Origin of the sequence: Stenotrophomonas maltophilia group sp. Smal12, from assembly GCF_037079935.1 — a bacterium.
Classification (GTDB): Bacteria; Pseudomonadota; Gammaproteobacteria; order Xanthomonadales; family Xanthomonadaceae; genus Stenotrophomonas; species Stenotrophomonas sepilia.
In genome coordinates this window covers 1-21,055 of record NZ_JBAWUK010000001.1, presented here as the reverse complement: position 1 = coordinate 21,055, position 21,055 = coordinate 1, and the positions used below count along the sequence as shown (strand labels likewise).

The window sequence follows — 21,055 nt, the reverse complement described above, 5'->3', positions numbered from 1 at the left end:
CGAATCGTTAAGCTGCGACCGTGATGCCGGCGGCATGCGCGCGCCGCGCCGGCCGAACGACGATCTCGACATGCTGGTCCAGCGAGACAAGCGCCTGCATCAAGCGTTCAAGTGAGATGTTTTGCAGCTTGTAGCGTCGCACCTGAGACACCTTAGGCTGTGTCATGCCGGTGATGTGAGCGGCTTCGGTCTGGCTGAGGCTACGCTTGTCGATCAGCTCGTTCAGCTTGACCGCCAAGACGGCTTTCGCCGACAGCTCTTCCGCGTCGGCGAATCCGAGGTCGGCCAGCACGTTGTCGGTGCCTTGAGGATGGTCTTTGCGCGTCATCACGATCTCCCGCTCGCACCATATCGGGCGAGCACTGCCTTTAACCGCTTCTCGATCAACTCCACGTCCGGCTGCGGTGTGGCAATGCCGGACTTGGACTTCTTCTGAAACGCATGTAGCACATGCACCGCATCGCCGACCCGTACCGTGTAGACGGCGCGGAAGGTGTCGCCCCGATGGTCTTCCACCAGCTCGTACACCCCGGAGCCGAGCCCCTTCCAAGGCTTGGCCACGTCCGGCGTACCCCCCAACTGAACGACGAACAGTGCCACGCCCATGTCTTTCTGCACGGGGACGGGGAACACCTTGAAGTCCTTCTTCGAGGAGCCTTCCCAGAACAGGAGCTTGCGTTTCTCCCTCATCATTATATCTGTTCGGATATAGAAGGCAAGTATGGAAATTGTCGCAACTGCGATGCGACAATCGAGCCATGAGGTTGGGCGCTCGGATACGGCAGCTTCTCCAGCGTCTCCAGCGCGACGGCGGATAGCCCAGGAAGCCCGAACTGGATCATGCCGTCGCCTCCGCAGGGCGCAGCGCACCCGTGATGGCCTGCCGCCGGCTCGCCACCAGTTCGGCCGCATCGCGCACCGGCTTGTCCTCGGTGTGGACGTAGTGCATGAACATCGCCACCGTCTTGTGGCCCGTCAGCTTCATGCCGACCTTGGTCGGCACGCCCGAATTGGCAATGTCGGTCGTAGCCCGGTGGCGGATACCGTGCGTGCCGACATGCGGCACACCGGCGGCCTTGAGTACGCGCTTCCAGCCGCCATAGTGTTCGCAATGCGTCAGATGCCGGGCCGGGTCGTTGGGCGACGGCAGGACGTAGGGGCAGCTCTCCCGGCGCGGCGCCGTCGAAAGCAGCCGATAGGCTTCTTCGCTCATGGGCTTGGAAATGCCGCCGGTCTTGCTGTCGGGCCAGACCACGCGGCGCTTCTCCAGATCAATCCAGTCCCACTCCAGCGGACAGATTTCGGAGCGGCGGGCGGCAAACTCGAATTGCAGGCGAATCGCCAGCGGGATGACGTAGTTCTCCAATCCTTCCGCCTCCACGTGTTCCAGATGCCGGAAGATCCTCACCAGCTCGTCGTCCACGATGAGCCGGGTTTCCTTGCCGGGCGGGAACATCGGGACGTGGCGGCACGGATTGGTGCCGTCCGGACGCAGCCCCCACACTTCGGCCAGGTTGAACATCTTGCGCAGCACGCCGAAGGTGCGGTTGGCCTCGGCCGGCTTGTGGGCCAGCTTCTTCATCAGCGCGGCCACGTCCGGGCGCTTCACGTCCTGCACCTTCATCCGCCCCATGATCGGGATGATGCAGCGGTCGATTACGCCCTGATAGCCCCGCTGAGTGCTGGGCTTGTTGCGCTGCCTGGAGTAGTCCTCCATGAAGGTGAGGCAATACTCCTTCATGGTCTGTGCCTTGCGGGCGGCAGCTTTGGCCGCGCTCGGGTCGCCGCCCCGGCGCACCTCGGCCAGCCACTCCTGCGCCATGACACGGGCCTGCTCGACGGTCAGTTCCCCGTACTGGCCCAGGGCGGGCTTGCGGCGCTCGCCGGCGTTCGTGCGGTACTGGAGCATGAACACCTTGCGGCCGGCCGGGGTGATCTTGCACAGGAAGCCGGGCACCACGGTGTCCCGCAGTTCGATGGCCTGCGCCTGGGGCTTGGCGGCATCGACAGCGGACTTGGTGAGTTTGATTCTTGCCATGATGACTCCTCGGAAACCTCGGATTCCGAGAGCCACATGGGAGCCACGCGACCGGAAGCCGGGTCAAATTTCGGAAAGCACCGGCATATGATGGACGCGCCTAAGTCATTGATAAACCTGCTGTAGCGGGTTTGGGCGCAGTCCAGCGAAGTGCCGGGCTGGAGTCATCGTCAAACAAAAAAAAACCTGCATCTCGCGATGCAGGTTTTGCAAGGTGGCGCCCGAAGTTGGACTCGAACCAACGACCCCCTGATTAACAGTCAAGTGCTCTAACCGGCTGAGCTATTCGGGCAGACGGCTAGTATAACCACTCTTCACGCGCGATGGTAGGGGTGATTGGCAATCATTGCGGCAGCCCGATACAGCTGCTCGGCCACCACCAGACGCACCAGCATGTGCGGCAGCGTCAGCGGTCCGATCGACCACTTTTCGTCGGCCAGCGCGGAGACCTCTGGCGAATGCCCTTCCGGGCCACCGATCAGGAACGCCAGGTCCCGGCCCTGCCCGCGCCAATGCTCCAGGCGCTGCGCCAGCTGCTCGGAACTCAACTGCCGCCCCGGCACGTCCAGTGCCACCACGTAAGCGTTCTTCGGCAGCGCGGCGATGACCCGCTTGCCTTCATCCTCGGTGGCACGGCGCGGATCGCGCCCCTTGCCGCGCAGGCCGGGTTCGATTTCCACCAGCTCGAACGGCAGCCAATGCGACAGCCGCTTCTGGTATTCGGCGAACCCCTGCGCGACCCAGCTGGGCGCGCGTTCACCGGTGGCGATCAGGCGGGCTTTCATCAACGGTCCTCCAAAACGTCGACGGCGCCATCGGCGCCGTCGAAGGGATGCGTCAACGTGCGGCTCAGGCCACTTCGTCGTCGCTGGACGGCGGCTGGTCGCCGACGGTCCACAGGCGCTCGAGCGCGTAGAACTCACGCACGCGCGGCAGCATCACGTGGACGATCACGTCGCCCAGATCGACCAGCACCCACTCCGCTTCGCGCTCGCCTTCAACACCCAGCGGCATCACGTCGATGTTCTTGGCGAAGCGCACGACTTCATCGGCAATCGACTTGACGTGGCGGGTCGAAGTGCCCGAAACGACGATCATGTAGTCGGCAACGCTGGACCGGCCGCGCACGTCGATCTCGACCAGGTCCTTGGCCTTCAGGTCTTCGGTGGCTTGGCGGACGCTGGCCAGCAGTTCCGGCACGGACGGCGGCGGGCTGGGCAGATCGACCTTGATGGTCTGGGGCTGGGTCTGGTTGCTCAAAATGGATCGACTCGATAAACGTGGGGGCGATTATACGGGGATGGCGCGGCCGCGCCATTCACGCCGTGGCCGGGCGGTACAGCCCGTGTGCAGCGACATAGTCGGCCACGGCCGGTGGCAGCAGTGCGCGCCAGGGACCGCCAGCGGCAATCTGCGAGCGCACGGCGCTGGCCGATTCCTCGCGCAGTGGGTGGTGCAGGCGCAGGATGCGCCCGGCCGGGCTGGCGAACAGGGCCTGCTCATTGTCGGCCCAGCGCCCTTGCAGGGCGCGCCCCAGCTCGCCATCGATCGACGCCTGCAACGGACTGCCCGGCCGTTCGGCCACCACGAAGTGGGCCAGATCGAACAGGGCCTCCCATTCGTGCCAGCCGGACAGCCCCAGCAGGCTGTCGGCGCCCACCAGCCAGGCCAGCGGCCGGCTCGGGCCCAGCTCGCCACGCAGCTCGCGCAGGGTGTCGACGGTGTACGACGGGCGACCGGGGCAGCGGGTGGCACGATCCAGTTCGCGACGGTCCAGCAGCAGCCCCGGCTCGTCGCCGATGGCCAGCGACAACATCGTGCAGCGCTGCTCAGCGGTGGCACCGGGCACCGCGCGGTGCGGCGGATCGGCGGCCGGCAGCATGCGCACGGCGACCTGCAGTTCATCACGGGCCGCACGCGCGATCGCCAGGTGCCCGAGGTGCACCGGATCGAAGGTGCCCCCGTAGTAGATCCGCAGGCTCATCACTCAGGCCCGCGCCAGCAGGCGCACGGCACGCGGCTCGGCCACGGCCACCAGCAGGCGTTCCAGCGCCAGCCAGGCGTCGCCGTCAGCGCGCCCCTTGGCAATGCGGTCGACCAGCCCCGCCTCGGCCACGAAGCGCTCCCAGCGCTTGCCTTCCGGGTGCCGCTGCAGCGCGCGCTTGTAAGGCGCCTGCCGCGATTCCCAGATGCCGCGCGATTTCATTTCAGCGGCCAGGTTGCCACCACGCGCCTGCACGCGGGCCAGGCCTGCGCCCGCCAGCAGCTCGCGGATCACGATCGGCATCAATGCGGCCACCGCCTCCCCTTCACCGCGCAGGCCGGCCAGCATGCGCAGCACCGCCGGCGGCTGGCCGGAGAACGTCGCCTCCACCAAGCGGAACACGTCGTAGCGGGCAGCGTCAGCCACCAGCGACTCCATCCGTTCCACATCCAACGGCTGGCCGTCGGCCAACAGCGCCAGCTTGTCGATTTCCTGGGCGGCGGCCAGCAGGTTGCCCTCCACCCGCTCGGCCAGGCGCTGCACGGCGGCCGGGTCGGCACGCAGGCCCTTGCCGCGCAGGCGGCGCTCGATCCAGTCCGGCAGTTCGTGCGGCTTGATCGCCCATGCCACCGACAGCACGCCGATGCGGCTGACCGCCTCGGCCCACTTGCCCTGGTGGGCCTTGCTCCATTCATTGGCGGTGATCATCAACACCACGTCCGGCGCCGGGTTGGCGCAGAACTGGCTGATCACCTCGGCGCCCTCCTTGCCCGGCTTGCCGCTGGGCAGGCGCACCTCGACCAGGCGGCGGGCGCTGAACAGGCTGGGCGCATTGAAACTGGCGTCAAGCTGGTTCCAGTCGAAATCACGCCCGTCGGCGTCGAACACTTCGCGTTCGCCGATGCCCGAGGCGCGCGCACGCGCGCGGATGGCATCTGCGGCCTCCAGCACGCGCAGTGTTTCCGGGCCTGCGATCAGGTATACCGGCGCCAACGCCGTGTCAGCGCCCTGGCTGGCCAGCTGCTCCGGACGCAGTTCCATCGTCGCTGCCGCTCAGTGCTTGACGGCGGCGGCCGGCTCTGCCGGCACCGCACCCTCGATCGGCTTGGCCTTCGGCGCGGACAGGCTGCCCCCCTTCTCGATCTCGGCGCGGACCACGCTGTCGATACGGCGGATGATCGAGGCGGACATTTCCCGGCGCAGCTCCGTGGCCAGGATTTCGCGTTCGGTGGTGGTGCCGGTGGCGTCGGTCGGCGGCGACACGTAGTCGCGCGACAGTTCGATCACCTGCTGCGGCACCAGTTCGCTGCCATCCTCGCGGCGGAAGATGAAGATCACCGCATAGCGCAGGCTGTACTCCTGCGCACGACCTTGCGAGTCGATGGCGATCGGGAGGTCACCCCAGCGCTCGGACAACACCTGCAGCTGGGTACTGGGTTCCTTGCTGTCCTCATCGGCCAGCCTGGCACCGGAGGCCAGCAGGCTGCGATTGAGCAGCTTGACCAGTTCACTGTACGGGGCGGTGGAGACCACCTTCACCGGGGCGGTGTCGGTCGGCAGCATCAGCTTGTTGCGCAGATGGAAGCCGCAGCCGGCAAGGCCGAGGACAAGAACGAGGGCAAGCAGGATTCGGGTCATGGAGACAGTCTGGCGGAGCCGGGCGATCACGGCAACACACAGCGTGCCCGAAGCCGCGTGAATGCAGGGCCATCAAGCACCCGGCCCTGCTTCTGGAAAGGCACCGGCCACCGCGCGGGTGGCCGGTGCGAGGTACATCAGGCGGCGACGATGTTCACGATCTTGCCCGGGACGATGATGATCTTGCGCACCGTCAGGCCTTCCATGAACCTGGCCGCGTTGGGCTCGGCCAGCGCCAGCGCCTCGACCTGCTCGCGCGCGGCATCGGCCGCCACCTCGATGGTGCCGCGCAGCTTGCCGTTGACCTGCACCGCCAGGGTCAGCGCATCGCGTACCAGCGCACTGCTGTCGGCCTGCGGGAACGGCTGGTCTTCCAGCAGCGTCTCGCCATGGCCAAGCACCTGCCAGAGGGCGTGGCTGGCATGCGGCGTGATCGGGTTCAGCAGCAGCACGACGGCCTGCAGCGCTTCCTGGCGCACCGCGCGGCCCTGCTCGCTGTCGTCCTCGAACCTGGCCAGCGCGTTCATCAGCTCCATCACCGCTGCGATGGCGGTATTGAAGCTGTGGCGGCGGCCGTAGTCGTCACCGACCTTGCCGATGGTTTCATGGGTCTTGCGGCGCAGCGCCTTCTGGTTGGCATCCAGTGCTGCAACGTCCAGCGCCGGGGCGGCACCGTCGGCAGCATGCTTCTGCACCTGGGCCCACAGGCGGCGCAGGAAGCGCGCCATGCCGTCCACGCCGGCCTCGTTCCACTCCAGCGACTGCTCCGGCGGCGCGGCGAACATCGAGAACAGGCGCACGGTGTCGGCGCCGTACTTGCCGACCATCGCCTGCGGGTCCACGCCGTTGTTCTTCGACTTGGACATCTTCTCGGTGCCACCGACCACCACCGGCTGGCCGTCGGCGATCAGGGTGGCGCCGGTGATGCGGCCGCGCTCGTCACGCTGCACTTCCACATCGGCCGGGTTGATCCAGTCCTTCGAACCGTCCGGATTCGGGCGGTAGTAGGTCTCGGCGATCACCATGCCCTGGCACAGCAGGTTGCGCGCCGGCTCGTTGCTGTCCACCATCCGCGCGTCGCGCAGCAGCTTGTGATAGAAGCGGAAATACATCAGGTGCAGGATCGCGTGCTCGATGCCACCGATGTACTGGTCGACCGGCAGCCAGTAGTTGCCGCGCTTGTCGACGGCGTCACGGGCACCCGGCGAGGTGTAGCGGGCGTAGTACCAGCTCGACTCCATGAAGGTGTCGAAGGTGTCGGTCTCGCGCTCGGCGGCGCCACCGCATTCCGGGCAGGTGGTCTTGCGCCATTCCGGGTCGGTCTTGATCGGCGAACCGGTCCCGGAGAACGCCACGTCCTCCGGCAGTACCACCGGCAGCTGCTCCTCCGGCACCGGCACCGCACCGCACTTGGCGCAGTAGATCACCGGAATCGGGCAACCCCAGTAGCGCTGGCGGCTCACGCCCCAGTCGCGCAGGCGGTAGTTGACGCGGCGCTGGCCCTGGGCCTTGCGCTCGAAACGTTCGGCCAGCGCTTCGAACGCGCCCTGGAAGTCCAAGCCGTCGAATTCGGCCGAGTTGACCAGTTCGAAGGCACGGTTCTTGTCGCTGTACCAGTCCTGCCAGCGGCTGCCGTCCCAGTTGCGTTCTTCTTCAGTGCGCGGGTCCTTCAGCGCGATGACCTGCTTGATCGGCAGGCCGTACTTGTTGGCCACTTCATTGTCGCGCTGGTCATGGCCCGGCACCGCCATCACCGCACCGGTGCCGTAGCCCATCAGCACGAAATTGGCGACCCACACCGGGACCGGCTCGCCGGTGACCGGGTGCAGCGCGCGCAGGCCGGTGTCCATGCCGCGCTTTTCCTGGGTCTCCAGCTCGGCCTCGGACACACCGCCCTGCTTCAGGTCGGCCAGCATCGCGGCCAGTTCCGGGTTGTTCTTCGCTGCGTGCAGCGCCAGTGGGTGTTCGGCGGCGATCGACACGAAGGTCACGCCCATCACCGTGTCCGGGCGGGTGGTGAACACGCGCAGCGGATCCAGCACGCCACCATCGACGTCGCGCACGTCGAACTGGATTTCCAGGCCCTCCGAGCGGCCGATCCAGTTGCGTTGCATGGTCTTGACCGATTCCGGCCAGCCATCCAGCTCGTCCAGGCCATCCAGCAGTTCCTGGGCGTAGTCGGTGATGCGCAGGAACCACTGCGGGATCTCACGCTTCTCCACCAGCGCACCGGAGCGCCAGCCGCGGCCGTCGATGACCTGCTCGTTGGCCAGCACGGTCTGGTCGACCGGGTCCCAGTTCACCACCGCGTTGCGGCGATAGGCCAGGCCCTTGCGCATCAGGCGGGTGAACATGCGCTGCTCATGGACGTAATAGTCCGGACGGCAGGTGGCGAACTCGCGCGACCAGTCGATGGCATAGCCCAGCGATTTCAGCTGGCTGCGCATGTGGTCGATGTTCTTGTAGGTCCACGCCGCCGGCGCGGTCTTGTTCTTGATCGCGGCGTTTTCCGCCGGCAGGCCGAACGCGTCCCAGCCCATCGGCTGCAGCACGTTGTGGCCGGTCATGCGCTTGTAGCGGCTGATCACGTCGCCAATCGTGTAATTGCGCACGTGGCCCATGTGCAGCGCACCGGACGGGTACGGAAGCATCGACAGGCAGTAGTACTTCGGCTTGTCCGAGGTCTCGTCGACCTCGAAGGCACGGGTGGCGTCCCAGTACTGCTGGGCGGCGGATTCAACCTGCTGCGGGTCGTAGGCGTTGGTTTCAGCGCTGGTCATGGAACACGCGGATGCGGCGGCAAAGCGGTACAGCGTACCGCAGTGCGGCAAACGTCTCCAATCCTGCCTGCTGGGGGTGGGCGCCGCGATGCCCCGGGAGCCGTCTCAGCGTTGGCGCGACAGCGGCAGTGCGGTGGCCAGCCAGGCCACCCAGCAGGCGAACGCCAGCCGTTGTGCCAGCGGCGCCGGCAGGACGCCCTGCAGGGCAAACGCGGCCACCGCAGCCAGCATGCCGCAGCCCAGGGCCAAGGCGCCCAGGGCGCGGCCATGCGCCTGACGCAGCTGTGTCGTGCCCAGCAACAGGGTTCCGGCGACGAAGCCCAGCACCCAGATCATCCAGGCACTGGCATGCAGCTGGCTGGCCGGCCCATGCAGATCGTCCACGTCCAGCGGCAGCAAGCCCATCGCGGCAAAGCCCAGGCCAGCCAGCAGCAGCATCTGGCTGCCGACCCTCGATGCCCAGCCGGCAGTGGCGGGCAGGCTGCGGCGCAGGCGCTCAGCCACCACCGCGGCGAGCACGCCGGGCAGCACAAATCCAAGCAGATTGAAGGCCAGCGCATGCGGTACACCCCGCGCACCCAGCAGCGCCACCGGGTGGCGCGCCTGTGCATAACCCTCCAGGCCGGCACCGAAGCCAGACACAGCCAGGACGAACACGACTGCAGCAAGCAGTCCCAACCAACGATCAAGCCGGACCATGGACATTGCGCGCAGTCACCCGGAAAAGAATGGATCAGCGCATTGTCGCGGCAGCGACGCGGTGCGCCAAGCGCGCGACCGAGGCCGGGTGCTTCCGGCGCACCGCGACCACTACGCCGGTCAGCTCCGGAAAGCGGGTGATCCACGAGCTGTACTGCGTGCCACGCCCCCGAGGCCGTCGCGCGCGATGTGATGGCAGGGTTGAGACGGACATCGATCGTCACCATAGAATCGGTCTCCAGATGCCAAGCGATGCTTTCCCCATGACCGAGACGACCTACGTATTCGACGCCACCACTGCGACCTTCGAGGCCGAAGTCCTGCAGAAGTCGCTGCAGACGCCGGTGCTGGTCGACTTCTGGGCCACCTGGTGCGGGCCGTGCAAGAACCTCGGCCCGATGCTGGAAAAGCTGGCTGCCGAGTACAACGGTGCGTTCGAGCTGGCCAAGGTCGATGTCGACAAGGAACAGCAGATCGCTGCGGCCTTCCAGATCCGCTCGGTGCCGACCGTGTTCCTGGTCAAGGGCGGCCAGCTGGTGGACGGCTTCCCCGGCGCCATTCCGGAAGGCCAGCTGCGTGAGTTCCTGGCCCAGCACGGCATCGTACCGGCCGATGTGGGCGATGCTGTCCCCGAAGATGACACCCCGCTGGATCCGCAGGCGCAGGTCGATGTGCTGCGTGCGCAGATCGCCGCCGAGCCGGACAAGGATGAACTGAAGCTCGACCTGGCCCTGGCCCTGCTGCAGATCGGTGGCGTGGACGAGGCAGGCACCCTGATCGACGGCCTGCCTGCCAACCTGGCCACCGACGACCGCGCCGTGCGTGCCCGCGCCCGCCTGGCCTTCGCCGCCGCGCTGAAGGATGCACCGGCCGCCGAGGTACTGGACGCACGCATCGCCGCTGACGGCAAGGACCTCAAGGCCCGCCACCTGCGCGGCGTGCAACTGCTGCTCGGCGGTCATGACGAGGCCGCGCTGGCCCAGTTCCTGGAAATGCTGCGGATCGACCGCGGATTCGAGGAAGGCCTGCCGCGCAAGGCGCTGATCGACGCCTTCAATGTGATCTCCGACGAGGATCTGGTCGGCCAGTACCGCCGCAGGATGGCGTCGCTGCTGTTCTGAACGGGAACCCGCTCCGCTCAGAATCCCTGCACTGAACGCGGGCAATAATGCCCGCGCTGGTGGCCACGCGGTCGCCACGATCCGTTCGGGGGGATGAGGTCGGGGCCATGGGGTCTTGCAGCTGCACCCCCGCATTGCCGGGATTGCAAACTGTGACCGTCGTCCGCTCTCTGTCGTTCGCCATGCATTTAACGGGCGCTCTGCTCTGCGCCCTCTTCCTGATGCCCGCCATTGCCGGCGCCCAGGACTGGAACTACCGGGTCCGGCCCGGCGATACCCTGTGGGACCTGGGCGGGCTCTACCTGAAGCCCTCGGTACGCTGGCAGCAGCTGCAGCAGCACAACCGCATCGACAACCCCTACCAGTTGCCGCCGGGCCAGCTGCTGCGCTTCCCGATCAGCTGGCTGCGCACCGAACCGGCGCCGGCCCGGGTGCTGTCCGTGCGCGGCAAGGTCGCGCTGGCAGGCGCCGATGGCACGGCGACCCGCGCGCTCCAGGCCGGCGAACAGCTGCATATCGGTGACACCGTGGAGACCGAAGGCGATTCCAGCATCACCCTGGAATTCGCCGATGCCTCGCGCCTGCAGCTGCGCGAGTACTCGCGCCTGCGCCTGGACCAGCTGAGCCGTTACGGCCACACCGGCATGGTCGACACCCGACTGCGCCTGCAGCAGGGGCGAGCCAGCAACCGGGTGACGCCGGCGCGCGGCCCCGCCTCGCGTTACATCATCGATGCGCCCACCGCGACGAGCAGCGTGCGCGGCACGGTGTTCCGGGTCAGCGCCGGGGATAACGGGCACGTCGGTGCCACCGAGGTCCTGCAGGGCAAGGTGCAGGTCGGCAACTCCCATGGCCAGCGCCTGGTCCGGCCGGGCCAGGCGACCCGCAGCAGCAGTGCCGATGCGGCGCCCGCTGCGGTCTCCGCACTGCTGCCGGCGCCGGCGCTGCGCAATGACGCGCTGCGCCTGGCGCCGCTGCCGACCGTGCTTGCCTGGGAACCGGTCAATGGCGCCGATCATTACCGGGTGGAAGTGGTGCAGGCGGCAACGCCGGAGATCCTGCTGTTCGCCGCCACCACCGCCGACACCCGGCTGGTGATCGGCGATCTGCCGCCTGGCCAACTGCGCATCCTGTTGCGCGCGGTCGACGCCCAGGGGGTCGAAGGCCTGGATGCCAGCGCCGATTTCGAGCTCGGTGACCAGCCACCACCGCCGCTGACCGTATCGCCGCTGCATGGGCAGACGATCAACAGCGACCGCCCGCGTTTCCGCTGGAGCCAGGCCCCCGGTGCGCGCAGCAGCGTCCTGCAGATCGCCACCGAACCCAGCTTCCTGCAGCCCCTGCAGGAGCAGGCCACCCATGCGACCGACCTGCGCCTGGCGCAACCGCTGCCGCCCGGCCAGTACTACTGGCGCGTGGCCTCGCGCGATGGCGAAGGCCGACAGGGCCGCTATGGCCAGGCGTTGCCGCTGCAGCTGAGCAACGAACCGGTGGACCCGGCCCTGCAACCACCCGAGGCCGCACACGGCGAGCTGACGCTGCGCTGGCAGGCCGGCAGCGACGGCCAGCGCTACCGGGTGCAGGTGGATCGCCGCGGCGACTTCAAGGCACCGCTGGTCGACGAAACCGTGGACCAGCCGCAGGTGAGCTTCAAGCGCCCCTGGAGCGGCACCCTGCATGTACGCGTGCAGTACATCGACGATGACGGCCACGCCAGCGCGTTCTCGCCTGCCCAGCAGGTCCCGCTGCCGTGCCGCCTGTGCTACGGCGCGGGTGGCGGTGCCCTGCTGCTCTGGTTGTTGTTGTGAGGCGCTCGCCGCTGCCATGGTCGAAGCGGATCCTGCTGGCCCTGCTGGCCGGCGTGCTGACCATCGTGGCCAGCCAGGGACAATGGCTGTGGCGGCAGGACGAGGCGGCCTATGACGCGCTGGTCGGCAACTGGGATTACCGCCCCGATCCCAGCGTGCTGATCGTCGCCATCGACGAAGGGAGCCTGCAGCGCATTGGCCAGTGGCCCTGGCCCCGCTCGGTGCATGCACGCCTGCTTGACCGCCTGACCGATGCCGGCGCCGAACGCGTCGCGCTGGACCTGATGCTGTCCGAACCGGATCGCCGTGACAGCCGACAGGATGATCAACTGGCGGCCGCCATCCGACGCAATGGCCGGGTGGTGCTGCCGGTGCTGGCCGCACCGGCGGCCGGCGACCGCATGGCCGAGGAGATGCTGCCGATCCCACAGATCGCTGCCAGTGCTGCCGCCATCGGCCACACCGATGTCGAGGTGGATGGCGACGGCGTCGCCCGTGGCGTCTATCTGCACGCAGGTATCGGCCAGCCGCACTGGCCGGCACTGGGCCTGGCACTGGCCGACCTGCCTGCCGATGCCGTACGCGGCCTGCCCGATCCCGACCCGGAACTGGGCTCGCCCTATCAATGGCGTCGCGACGATTACGTTCGCGTGCGCTACGCCGGCCCCCCCGAGCGGCTGCCGCAGGTGTCCTATGCGGACGTTCTCGATGGCCACGTGGACATGGCGATGCTGCATGGCCGCCGCATCGTAGTTGGCATGACGGCCAGCGGCATCGCGCCCCGCCTGCTGACCCCGACCACCCGCGAGTTCTGGATGAGCGGCAGCGAGTACCAGGCCAACATCACCTCGATGCTGCTGCAGCACAGGCAGATCGATGTTCTACCGCATGCCTGGCAGCACGCCATCAGCGGTGTGCTGGTGGCGCTGTGCGTGATCCTGCTCGGCCTGCGCCTGCCCTGGCTGGTCGCGCTGTGTTCGTTGCCGATGCCTGCCCTGCTGAGCTGGCTGCTGCTGCGCACGAGTGACCTGTGGTGGGCGCCGGCCAGCGCGATGCTGGGCGTGACGCTGGCACTGCTGGTCTGGGCGGTGTGGCGGATCTCGGCCTGGCACCGCCAGGCCAACCGCGACGCCCTTACCGGCCTGGGCAACCGCCTCCGCTTCGAGCAGTCGCTGCAGCAGGAATGTGATGCAGCGCGGCGCAGCGGCAAGCCATTGAGCCTGGCGCTGATCGACGTCGACCACTTCAAGCGCCATAACGATCGCCACGGGCACCAGGTCGGCGACCGCGTGCTGCGTGATGTCGCCCGCCTGATCGGCGCCCATGCGCGCCGCCCGCGCGACATGGCGGCACGCTACGGTGGCGACGAATTCGCGCTGGTGCTGCCGGATACACCGGCGGAGGGCGCACGCCAGGTGATCGAGGACCTGATTGCCTGCGTGCGCGCCTTGCCGGCGCCGGGCGATGGCAGCGACGATACCGTCACGCTCACCATCGGCGTATTCACCCGCGTGCCCGACGGCGAACTGCAGCCCCACCATTTCGTGGAAGGCGCCGACACCGCCCTTTATCAGGCCAAGGCCAACGGCCGCGACGGGTACATGATCGACGGCCCATGAGGCAGGACATGCACGCCGCCGTAGGACACACGCCCGGGGTGCAACATACGCATGCGAATGGTTAGACTGGGCGCCTCGCCTCGCGCCCCCGGACCCGCATGAACGCCCGCCTGTTCCGCTTCGGCATCAACCTGTGGCCACCGTTCCTGTTCACCGGCATCCATGTCACCCGCATCACGCCCGATTACCGGCAGATCGACGTCGAGCTGCGGCTGCGCCCGTGGAACCGCAACTACGTCGGCACGCATTTCGGCGGCAGCCTGTTCGCGATGACCGACCCGTTCTGGATGCTGGGCCTGCTGCACATCCTCGGCCGTGACTACTACGTGTGGGACCGGGCCGGTGCGATCGATTTCCTCAAGCCTGGCCGGGGCACGGTGCGCACCTCGTTCCGCATCGACGATGCGCTGCTGGCCGAACTGCGTGCCGAAGCAGCGGGCGGCGAGAAGGTGCTGCGCTGGTTCAGCAACGACGTCGTCGACGACAGCGGCGAGGTGGTCGCCCAGGTGCGCAAGCAGGTCTATCTGCGGTTGAAGCCACACGCGCGCTGATCCGGCGCGGGCGCTGTCCTCTGCTGCCCTGCCAGGGAGGCTCCGATGCGCCCGTATGCGCGTGTGCACCTGCGGAGCGAAGGCAGCCGCGAGGATGACGGGGACAGCGCGCACTGGCCGCCGCTGCTCAGTCGCGCGCGGCGGCGGCCGGGGCGTCCCCCGCCACCATCGGTACCGACAACCATGGGCTCTCGTCGGTGCTGCGCGGCGCTGAGCGCCGCGCTACCTGCAGGCGGCGGCCATCGGCCGACAACTGCGGTGCCCGCACCTGCGAGCGGAACTGGGCAGGCAAGCGCTTCAGCGCATCCACAGGGTCCTCGGCCTGCTGTCGCAGCCAGCGTTGCGCACCGATCAGCCGCACCATCGCGGCGGCATCCTGGGGCCGTGACGAATAGGCGGGATAGGCCGGGCCCGCGATATCGGCCAGCACGCACCCCATGATGTTCGACAGGCAGCCGAAGTCATGCTGCGGCGGTGCCGGCACCGGCAGCGGGCGATCCGCCTCCAGCGCGGTCATCGCCGCCGCGCCACAGGCCCAGCCCAGGTTGCCCGCCACACGCGCCAGGGTGCTGCTGCGATCGAGTACCAGCACACCACCGAACTCCTGCGCCGAGGTTTCGATCGCAGCCCTGCTCATCGCATACTCGCCCTGCATCGCACGGCACAGGCTCTGTTCGGCGGCCCGCATCGGCTTCATCGCCTGCTCGCATTCCGCAGGCAGCGGCTGGTCGGCCGGCAGTTCAACCAGCATGTCGGCCAGCAGCTGGGCATTGGCCTGCACCAGGCTGGCACCGATGATGCTCTCCACCAGGTAGCTGCCGCCCGTCACCAGCCGGCGGCCCAGCTGCAGCCCGCGGCAACTGCCACGCAGCGCACCGTCGATATCACCCTGCACATAGGCCAGCGCGCGTGCGCTGGTGGCGTCGATCACCAAACCATAGGTCGGCATCGGCACGAGGATGCCTTCCCCTTTGGGCCGGAACGGCGACACGAAGTGATCCGCATCGGCCAGCTGGTCCAGGCGCGCATGCAGCTGCTGGTGGCCAGCGTGGGCATCGACGAAGCGCTGCGGGTCCGCGCGCACCTGGGCGAGGCAGTCACTGGCGGTTGGTCCGCAGCTGGCCGAAGGCCGTGATTGCAGCTCGACGTGGTCCTCTGCCAGCTGCGGACGGGCGCCGCCCTTGCCGCGCGGATCCGCCTCCCAGCGCTGTACGTCCCGGGCCAGCGCCTGATCGCGCTGGCCCGGGTCGAGATCGTCGAACGCGAGTGTCCACAGCAGCGCAAAGCCGTTGCGGCCATCAGCGGGCAGGCGGGCCTGCAACCGCTGCTGGGCCTGCAGCCGTGATTCCGGCACGGGCCACATGCGCGAGGCACACCACGCCACGATGGCCAGCACCAGCAGTCCTGCCAGGGCCCAGCCCAGTCCGCGCAGAATCTTCAACACTGCTTCCCTTCCATGCATCGTTGCCGCAGTCGATCCCCCAGCGTAATCGACCGGCTGTGGCCGCTACAATGCGCGCATGTCGCTCGAAGCCCCCGTCCTGGTCCCCCGCCCCTCCTTGCAGCGCCTGTTCCTGACCGGCCTGCTGACCCTGCTGCCGATCTGGCTGACCTGGGTCGTGGTCAAATTCGTGTTCGTGCTCCTTTCGGGCATTTCCAGCCCATTGGTGGTGCCGCTTTCCGAGCAGATCGCGACAAGCTTCCCGCATTACCTCGGCTGGGTCCGTGCCGAGTGGATCCAGAACACCATCGCCCTGCTCGCCACCCTGCTGGTGATCCTGGCGGTGGGCGTGGCCAGCCGCCGCGTGCTCGGCCAGCGCCTGCTGCGCTGGGTCGGCGCGGTGATCAAGCGCATTCCGCTGGCCAGCATCATCTACGACAGCGCCAAGAAGCTGCTGGACATGCTGCAGACCGAGCCGGGCAGCACCCAGCGCGTGGTGCTGATCGATTTCCCGCACCGCGACATGAAGTCGGTCGGGCTGGTCACCCGCGTGATCAAGGAACAGGGCACCGACCGTGAACTGGCCGCGGTGTACGTGCCAACCACGCCGAACCCGACCTCGGGTTACCTGGAGATCGTGCCGGTGGAGCTGCTGACCCCGACCGACTGGACCGTCGACCAGGCCATGAGCTTCATCATTTCCGGCGGTGCCGTCGCACCGTCCAGCGTTCCGTTCACGCGCGCAGGCGAACGCAGCGAATGACCACCGCGGCGCCAATCGAGCGCCCGCTGCAGGACCGCGCGGTCCTGCTGTTCATCGTGCTGGCCGCGTTCTTCTGCGGCAACGCCGTGCTGGCCGAACTGATCGGGGTGAAGATCTTCGCGCTGGAAGACACCCTCGGCATCGATCCGCTGAACTGGAACCTGTTTGGCCAGACCGGTTCGCTCAGCTTCACCGCCGGTACCCTGCTGTGGCCGGTGGTGTTCATCATGACCGACACGATCAACGAGTTTTTCGGCAAGCGCGGCGTGCGCTTCATCTCGTGGTTGGCCGTGGTGCTGATCGCCTATGGCTTCCTGTTCGCCTTCGCAGCGATCTCGCTGGCGCCGGCCAGCTGGTGGGTCACCTCGATGGACGGCCACGGCGTGCCGGACTACCAGGCGGCATTCGCAGCGGTGTTCGGCCAGGGCATGTGGACCATCGCCGGTTCGCTGGTGGCCTTCCTGCTCGGCCAGCTGATCGACGTGGCCGTGTTCCACCGCATCCGCCAGGCCACCGGCGAGCGCCACGTGTGGCTGCGTGCGACCGGATCCACCGCGATCTCCCAGGTGGTGGACAGCTTTGTAGTGATCTGGATCGCCTTCGTGCTCGGCCCGCAGCACTGGCCGACCTCACTGTTCCTGGCCGTCAGCAGCGTCAACTACATCTACAAGATGGGCTTTGCGGTTGCCTTGATTCCACTGCTGTACCTGATGCGGCGTGCGATCACCCGCTACCTGGGCGCAGACAGGGCCGCCGCGCTGCGCGCCGCCGCCGCGGCTGACTGAAGCCCCAGCGACGGCAAGCTGACTGCGCCTTCACGCTGGCCGTACGCGGCCGGATCGTGCAAGCTCCACGGTCTGTGTTCCACGGAAGCTCCTGATGCCGCATCGCACCCGCGCCCTGGCCGCCGCCATTGCCGCGTTGTTCCTGTTCAGTGCCGTACCGTCGGCCGAAGCAGCGAAGAAAAAGGCCAGCCGCCCTGCCGCCGCGCAGACCCGCCAGGCTGCCAAGCCCAAGGCCAGGCCCGCCCGCGTCACCGCGCCGGCGCGTGGCAGCTCGGCGCGCCGCGCCGCGCCGCGCCCGGTCGCCCCGGCCCGGGCCGTACCCAAGCAGGTGCAGCTGGAGCGCCTGTACGACGAGTACTGGGATGCCTCGATGCGGTTGAACCCGCTGCAGGCCACCTTCCAGGGCGAGGCCCGCTACAACGACCAGCTGCCCAACATCCTGTCCGCCGCCTGGCGCCAGCAGTCGCACGACTTCACCACGCAATGGCTGGGCAAGGTCGAGAAGCTCGGCAGTGACGGCCTGCAGGGCCAGGACCTGCTCAGCTACGAGATCTTCGTGCGCGACGCGCGCGCATCACTGGCCGCCGAGCGCTACCCGAGCTGGATGATGCCGATCAGCCAGTACTACAACATCGGCAGCATCATGGCGATCCTCGGCTCCGGTGCGGGCGCACAGCCATTCAACACCGTGCAGGACTACGACACCTGGTCACGCCGTTCGCTGGGCATTCCCGAGCTGTTCGACCAGGCCATCGACAACATGCGCCAGGGCATGAAGGCCGGCGTGGTGCAACCACGCGACCTGATGGAAAAAGTGCTGCCGCAGCTGGATGCGGTGATCAAGCCGACCGCCGAGGAGAGCATTTTCTGGTCGCCGATCCGCACCATGCCGAACACCATCCCGGCTGAGGACAAGGCGCGCATCAGCGCCGAATACAAGCGCATGATCGAGCTGCGCATCATGCCGGCCTACCGCGCCCTGCGCGGCTTCATCGCCACCGAATACCTGCCGGCCACACGCACCAGCAGCGGCCTGGGCGCATTGCCCGATGGCCAGGCCTGGTACGCCAACCTGATCGTGCAGACCACCGCCAGCGACCAGACCGCCGCACAACTGCATGCGCTGGGCGAACAGCGCGTGCAGGAACTGCAGGCGCAGATCGCCACGGTGATGAAGGACGCCAAGCTGCGCGGCTCTCCCACCAAGCTGCTGCGCAGCATGCGCAACGACCGCCAGTTCCAGTACGGCGACGCCAACGCGCTGATCAACCGCTACCGCCAGGTGCAGCAACAGGTCAGCGCACGCCTGCCGCAGGTGCTGGATACCTTGCCGCAGGCACCGCTGGAGGTCCGTGCGGTGGAACCGGAACGTGCACTGACCGCCGCCGCTGCCGCCTATCAGCCGTCGGCGGCCGGTCAACCGGGCGTGCTGTACATCAACACCCGCGACCTGCCCAGCCGAAAGCGCTGGAACGTGCCGGTGCAGTACCTGCATGAAGCGATCCCGGGCCACCACGTGCAGCTGGGCCTGCAGCAGGAGCTGGCCAAGCTGCCACGCTTCCGCCGCCTCGGTGGCGATCTCGCCTTCGTCGAAGGCTGGGGCCTGTACGCAGAAACGCTGGGCGAGGATCTGGGCATCTACACCGATCCCTACGACCGCATCGGCTACCTGTACTCGCGCCTGCTGCGCGCCGCCCGCGTGGTGGCCGACACCGGCGTGAACGCCCAGGGCTGGAGCAAGCAGCAGGCTGTCACCTACCTGCAGAAGACCGTGGACATGAGCAGCGACGATGCCAACGCCGAAGTCGAGCGGATCATGGCCCAGCCCGGCCAGGCGCTGTCGAATGTCGCCGGCCTGACCACCATCGTTGCCCTGCGCGACAAGGCCAAGGCACGCCAGGGCGCCGCCTTCGACCTGCGCCGCTTCCACGCCGAACTGCTGAAGGACGGCTCGATGCCGCTGGACGTGCTTGACCGCAAGATGGAACGCTGGATGGTTCAGCCGGCCAGCACTACGCCCACGCCTTCTCCTTGACCCCTCCGGAGCCACCATGCGCCCTGCCGTCGCCCTGTTCGCCGTCGTGCTGGGCCTGCTGCCTTCAACGGGTATCGCCGCACCGGTGCTGACGCCACCGGATGCGGGCATCGACGGGCTGATGCAGGCCTACGACGGCCAGGTACCCGGTGCTGCAGTCCTGGTGCTGCACGACGGGCAAGCGGTGTTCCGCCGTGGCTACGGCCTGGCGGTGGTGGAGGACGGCACTGCGGTCACCCCGGCCAGCAACTTCCGGCTGGCCTCGGTCAGCAAGCAGTTCACCGCTGCGGCGGTGCTGCTGCTGGTGGAGGATGGCCGGCTTGGGCTGGATCAACCCGCCCGGCAGTGGCTGCCCGAACTGCCACCGGCTGCCGCGGCCATCACGATCCGCCAGCTGCTCTCGCACACCGGCGGCCTGCTCGACTACGAAGACCTGATGGATCCGGCTGACACTCGGCAGGTGCATGACGCCGATGTGCTGACCCTGCTGTCACGCCAGGACCGGCTGAAGTTCGCGCCGGGCACGCAGTACCACTACAGCAACAGCGGCTATGCGCTGCTGGCACTGATCGTCGGCCGTGCCTCCGGCCTGGATTTCGCAGCCTTCCTGCAACAGCGCATCTTCCGCCCGCTAGGCATGGCCCACACTGTGGCCCATCAGGACGGCATGGATACCATCGCCGCACGCGCCTATGGCTACAGCTGGATCGATGGCCGCTGGCAGCGCACCGACCAGAGCGCCACCAGTGCCGTGCTCGGCGATGGCGGGATCTACTCCTCGCTGGACGACCTCGCCCGCTGGGATGCGGCGCTGTACGACGACCGCCTGCTGTCGAAGGCCTCGCGCCGCGCGATGTTCAGCCCGGCCACATCGACATCCGAACCGGATGTGCCGCACTACGGCTTCGGCTGGCGCCTGAACGGCCCGGTGCAATGGCACAGTGGCGAAAGCATCGGCTTCCGCAATGTGGTCGTGCGACACCCGGAAAAGCACCTGACCGTGATCGTGCTGACCAACCGCAACGCCCCCGAACCTTATCCGCTGGCACTGAAGATCGCCCAGCGCTGGCTGGACACCCTGCAATGAACACTGGTTCCGACGCCCTGCTGGGCATCCACCATGCGGCACTGATCTGCAGCGATTACGCGCGTTCAAAAGACTTCTACGTCCGTATCCTCGGCCTGCGCGTACTGGCCGAGAACCACCGCGCTGCGCGCGATTCCTGGAAACTGGACCTGGCCCTGCCCGACGGCGGACAGCTGGAACTGTTCTCGTTCCCCTCGCCACCGCCCCGCCCCAGCCGCCCGGAGGCCCAGGGCCTGCGCCACCTCGCGTTCCGGGTGACTGTACTGGAACCCTTCATCCAGCGCCTGGCCGCGAATGGCGTCGCCTGCGAACCGGTCCGCGTGGACGAGTACACCGGCCGCCGCTTCACCTTCTTCGCCGATCCGGATGGCCTGCCGCTGGAGCTGTACGAAGTCGGTTGAGCGTTTTTCAATCGTGATTCATCCATGCATGGCATGGATCTACGTGTCGACCAAGGTCGACACCCACCAAGAGCAGGCCGTTCCATTCCGGCAGATCGCAGGAATTTGTCAGAGGTGGGGCGGTGTGGGTGGGCAGGACCGTTGGCGCCATGGATGGCGCCATCGAGCCCCCAAGGGTTGAAGTGACCCCCGGGAGTTGGACATCAGATCCAACCCCGAGGGATACATGAACAGATACGACGCGCGTTTCAAACTGCAGGTCGCCAAAGAGGCCTGCAAGACCTCCACATCGGTCAAAGCCGTTG

Annotated in this window: 20 protein-coding genes, 1 tRNA gene and 1 pseudogene; 9 read left to right on the top strand and 13 right to left on the bottom strand. The window is 67.6% G+C overall.

What is annotated here, in order from left to right; all coding sequences use genetic code 11:
- Positions 1–7: 7 nt before the first annotated feature.
- The 12 genes and pseudogenes from WDC87_RS00110 to WDC87_RS00055 form a co-directional block, all read right to left on the bottom strand.
- On the bottom strand, positions 8–328 hold the full coding sequence (locus WDC87_RS00110; RefSeq protein WP_014646104.1) for a helix-turn-helix transcriptional regulator: 321 nt from the start codon (positions 326–328) through the stop codon (positions 8–10).
- The gene (locus tag WDC87_RS00105; RefSeq protein ID WP_034010229.1) at positions 328–690 is read right to left on the bottom strand and encodes a type II toxin-antitoxin system RelE/ParE family toxin; all 363 of its coding nucleotides are present in this window, start codon (positions 688–690) and stop codon (positions 328–330) included. The genes WDC87_RS00110 and WDC87_RS00105 overlap by 1 nt, the downstream gene beginning before the upstream one ends.
- Before the next feature lie 148 nt (positions 691–838).
- On the bottom strand, positions 839–2,038 hold the full coding sequence (locus WDC87_RS00100; protein ID WP_252744311.1) for a site-specific integrase: 1,200 nt from the start codon (positions 2,036–2,038) through the stop codon (positions 839–841).
- Between the two features lie 215 nt (positions 2,039–2,253).
- Positions 2,254–2,330, bottom strand: a tRNA-Asn gene (locus tag WDC87_RS00095).
- A gap of 22 nt (positions 2,331–2,352) precedes the next feature.
- Positions 2,353–2,823: a 23S rRNA (pseudouridine(1915)-N(3))-methyltransferase RlmH gene (rlmH, locus tag WDC87_RS00090; protein WP_005418108.1), complete on the bottom strand. Its 471-nt coding sequence runs from the start codon at positions 2,821–2,823 to the stop codon at positions 2,353–2,355.
- Positions 2,824–2,887: 64 nt separating this feature from the next.
- Positions 2,888–3,298: a ribosome silencing factor gene (gene rsfS / locus WDC87_RS00085; protein ID WP_005418109.1), complete on the bottom strand. Its 411-nt coding sequence runs from the start codon at positions 3,296–3,298 to the stop codon at positions 2,888–2,890.
- 58 nt (positions 3,299–3,356) lie between these two features.
- Complete coding sequence (nadD, locus tag WDC87_RS00080) at positions 3,357–4,022, bottom strand: nicotinate-nucleotide adenylyltransferase (RefSeq protein WP_069139612.1); 666 nt, start codon at positions 4,020–4,022, stop codon at positions 3,357–3,359.
- Between the two features lie 3 nt (positions 4,023–4,025).
- Positions 4,026–5,063 carry a DNA polymerase III subunit delta gene (gene holA / locus WDC87_RS00075; protein ID WP_049414424.1) on the bottom strand — a complete coding sequence of 346 codons (1,038 nt, stop codon included), beginning with the start codon at positions 5,061–5,063 and terminating at the stop codon, positions 4,026–4,028.
- A 90-nt stretch (positions 5,064–5,153) separates the two neighbouring features.
- Positions 5,154–5,660 (bottom strand): annotated as a pseudogene (gene lptE / locus WDC87_RS00070) (LPS assembly lipoprotein LptE); the annotation flags it as partial.
- 137 nt (positions 5,661–5,797) lie between these two features.
- Positions 5,798–8,440 (bottom strand): leucine--tRNA ligase, encoded by a 2,643-nt coding sequence (gene leuS / locus WDC87_RS00065; protein ID WP_072168545.1) that lies wholly within the window; start codon positions 8,438–8,440, stop codon positions 5,798–5,800.
- Between the two features lie 105 nt (positions 8,441–8,545).
- Positions 8,546–9,145 (bottom strand): DUF998 domain-containing protein, encoded by a 600-nt coding sequence (locus WDC87_RS00060; RefSeq protein ID WP_072168536.1) that lies wholly within the window; start codon positions 9,143–9,145, stop codon positions 8,546–8,548.
- A 28-nt stretch (positions 9,146–9,173) separates the two neighbouring features.
- Positions 9,174–9,353 (bottom strand): hypothetical protein, encoded by a 180-nt coding sequence (locus WDC87_RS00055; RefSeq protein WP_141653594.1) that lies wholly within the window; start codon positions 9,351–9,353, stop codon positions 9,174–9,176.
- 49 nt (positions 9,354–9,402) lie between these two features.
- Here WDC87_RS00055 and trxA point away from each other — a divergent pair, with 49 nt between their 5' ends.
- The 4 genes from trxA to WDC87_RS00035 all read left to right on the top strand — a co-directional run bounded on the left by trxA (position 9,403) and on the right by WDC87_RS00035 (position 14,238).
- Positions 9,403–10,260, top strand: coding sequence for a thioredoxin (trxA, locus tag WDC87_RS00050; protein WP_252744312.1), 858 nt, complete (start codon positions 9,403–9,405; stop codon positions 10,258–10,260).
- Positions 10,261–10,367: 107 nt separating this feature from the next.
- Positions 10,368–12,068, top strand: a complete 1,701-nt coding sequence (locus WDC87_RS00045) for a FecR domain-containing protein (protein WP_188240759.1) — start codon at positions 10,368–10,370, stop codon at positions 12,066–12,068.
- The gene (locus tag WDC87_RS00040) at positions 12,065–13,687 is read left to right on the top strand and encodes a CHASE2 domain-containing protein (RefSeq protein WP_252744313.1); all 1,623 of its coding nucleotides are present in this window, start codon (positions 12,065–12,067) and stop codon (positions 13,685–13,687) included. The genes WDC87_RS00045 and WDC87_RS00040 overlap by 4 nt, the downstream gene beginning before the upstream one ends.
- A 98-nt stretch (positions 13,688–13,785) precedes the next feature.
- A complete protein-coding gene (locus WDC87_RS00035; protein ID WP_072168538.1) occupies positions 13,786–14,238 on the top strand; it encodes a DUF4442 domain-containing protein in 453 nt (150 codons plus the stop codon).
- Positions 14,239–14,365: 127 nt separating this feature from the next.
- Here WDC87_RS00035 and WDC87_RS00030 read toward each other — a convergent pair whose 3' ends face one another.
- A complete protein-coding gene (locus tag WDC87_RS00030; RefSeq protein WP_072168539.1) occupies positions 14,366–15,682 on the bottom strand; it encodes a hypothetical protein in 1,317 nt (438 codons plus the stop codon).
- Positions 15,683–15,758: 76 nt separating this feature from the next.
- On the opposite strand from WDC87_RS00030, the gene WDC87_RS00025 reads away from it, so the two are divergent.
- The 5 genes from WDC87_RS00025 to WDC87_RS00005 all read left to right on the top strand — a co-directional run bounded on the left by WDC87_RS00025 (position 15,759) and on the right by WDC87_RS00005 (position 20,750).
- Positions 15,759–16,442, top strand: coding sequence for a DUF502 domain-containing protein (locus WDC87_RS00025; RefSeq protein WP_072168540.1), 684 nt, complete (start codon positions 15,759–15,761; stop codon positions 16,440–16,442).
- A complete protein-coding gene (locus WDC87_RS00020; RefSeq protein WP_061479667.1) occupies positions 16,439–17,227 on the top strand; it encodes a queuosine precursor transporter in 789 nt (262 codons plus the stop codon). Before WDC87_RS00025 ends, WDC87_RS00020 begins: the two co-directional genes overlap by 4 nt.
- 94 nt (positions 17,228–17,321) lie before the next feature.
- Complete coding sequence (locus WDC87_RS00015; RefSeq protein WP_088496127.1) at positions 17,322–19,262, top strand: DUF885 family protein; 1,941 nt, start codon at positions 17,322–17,324, stop codon at positions 19,260–19,262.
- A gap of 16 nt (positions 19,263–19,278) precedes the next feature.
- Complete coding sequence (locus WDC87_RS00010; protein ID WP_088496128.1) at positions 19,279–20,349, top strand: serine hydrolase domain-containing protein; 1,071 nt, start codon at positions 19,279–19,281, stop codon at positions 20,347–20,349.
- Entirely contained in the window at positions 20,346–20,750 is a 405-nt protein-coding gene (locus WDC87_RS00005; protein ID WP_043402732.1) for a VOC family protein, read from the top strand. Before WDC87_RS00010 ends, WDC87_RS00005 begins: the two co-directional genes overlap by 4 nt.
- Positions 20,751–21,055: the final 305 nt, after the last annotated feature.

What these genes read in the sequence shown, in the direction of transcription:
- WDC87_RS00110 (WP_014646104.1), bottom strand. Translation starts at nt 328, where the DNA reads ATGACGCGCAAAGACCATCCTCAAGGCACCGACAACGTGCTGGCCGAC.
- WDC87_RS00105 (WP_034010229.1), bottom strand. Translation starts at nt 690, where the DNA reads ATGAGGGAGAAACGCAAGCTCCTGTTCTGGGAAGGCTCCTCGAAGAAG.
- WDC87_RS00100 (WP_252744311.1), bottom strand. Translation starts at nt 2,038, where the DNA reads ATGGCAAGAATCAAACTCACCAAGTCCGCTGTCGATGCCGCCAAGCCC.
- rlmH (WP_005418108.1), bottom strand. Translation starts at nt 2,823, where the DNA reads ATGAAAGCCCGCCTGATCGCCACCGGTGAACGCGCGCCCAGCTGGGTC.
- nadD (WP_069139612.1), bottom strand. Translation starts at nt 4,022, where the DNA reads ATGAGCCTGCGGATCTACTACGGGGGCACCTTCGATCCGGTGCACCTC.
- holA (WP_049414424.1), bottom strand. Translation starts at nt 5,063, where the DNA reads ATGGAACTGCGTCCGGAGCAGCTGGCCAGCCAGGGCGCTGACACGGCG.
- leuS (WP_072168545.1), bottom strand. Translation starts at nt 8,440, where the DNA reads ATGACCAGCGCTGAAACCAACGCCTACGACCCGCAGCAGGTTGAATCC.
- WDC87_RS00060 (WP_072168536.1), bottom strand. Translation starts at nt 9,145, where the DNA reads ATGTCCATGGTCCGGCTTGATCGTTGGTTGGGACTGCTTGCTGCAGTC.
- WDC87_RS00055 (WP_141653594.1), bottom strand. Translation starts at nt 9,353, where the DNA reads ATGTCCGTCTCAACCCTGCCATCACATCGCGCGCGACGGCCTCGGGGG.
- trxA (WP_252744312.1), top strand. Translation starts at nt 9,403, where the DNA reads ATGACCGAGACGACCTACGTATTCGACGCCACCACTGCGACCTTCGAG.
- WDC87_RS00045 (WP_188240759.1), top strand. Translation starts at nt 10,368, where the DNA reads ATGGGGTCTTGCAGCTGCACCCCCGCATTGCCGGGATTGCAAACTGTG.
- WDC87_RS00035 (WP_072168538.1), top strand. Translation starts at nt 13,786, where the DNA reads ATGAACGCCCGCCTGTTCCGCTTCGGCATCAACCTGTGGCCACCGTTC.
- WDC87_RS00025 (WP_072168540.1), top strand. Translation starts at nt 15,759, where the DNA reads ATGTCGCTCGAAGCCCCCGTCCTGGTCCCCCGCCCCTCCTTGCAGCGC.
- WDC87_RS00020 (WP_061479667.1), top strand. Translation starts at nt 16,439, where the DNA reads ATGACCACCGCGGCGCCAATCGAGCGCCCGCTGCAGGACCGCGCGGTC.
- WDC87_RS00015 (WP_088496127.1), top strand. Translation starts at nt 17,322, where the DNA reads ATGCCGCATCGCACCCGCGCCCTGGCCGCCGCCATTGCCGCGTTGTTC.
- WDC87_RS00010 (WP_088496128.1), top strand. Translation starts at nt 19,279, where the DNA reads ATGCGCCCTGCCGTCGCCCTGTTCGCCGTCGTGCTGGGCCTGCTGCCT.
- WDC87_RS00005 (WP_043402732.1), top strand. Translation starts at nt 20,346, where the DNA reads ATGAACACTGGTTCCGACGCCCTGCTGGGCATCCACCATGCGGCACTG.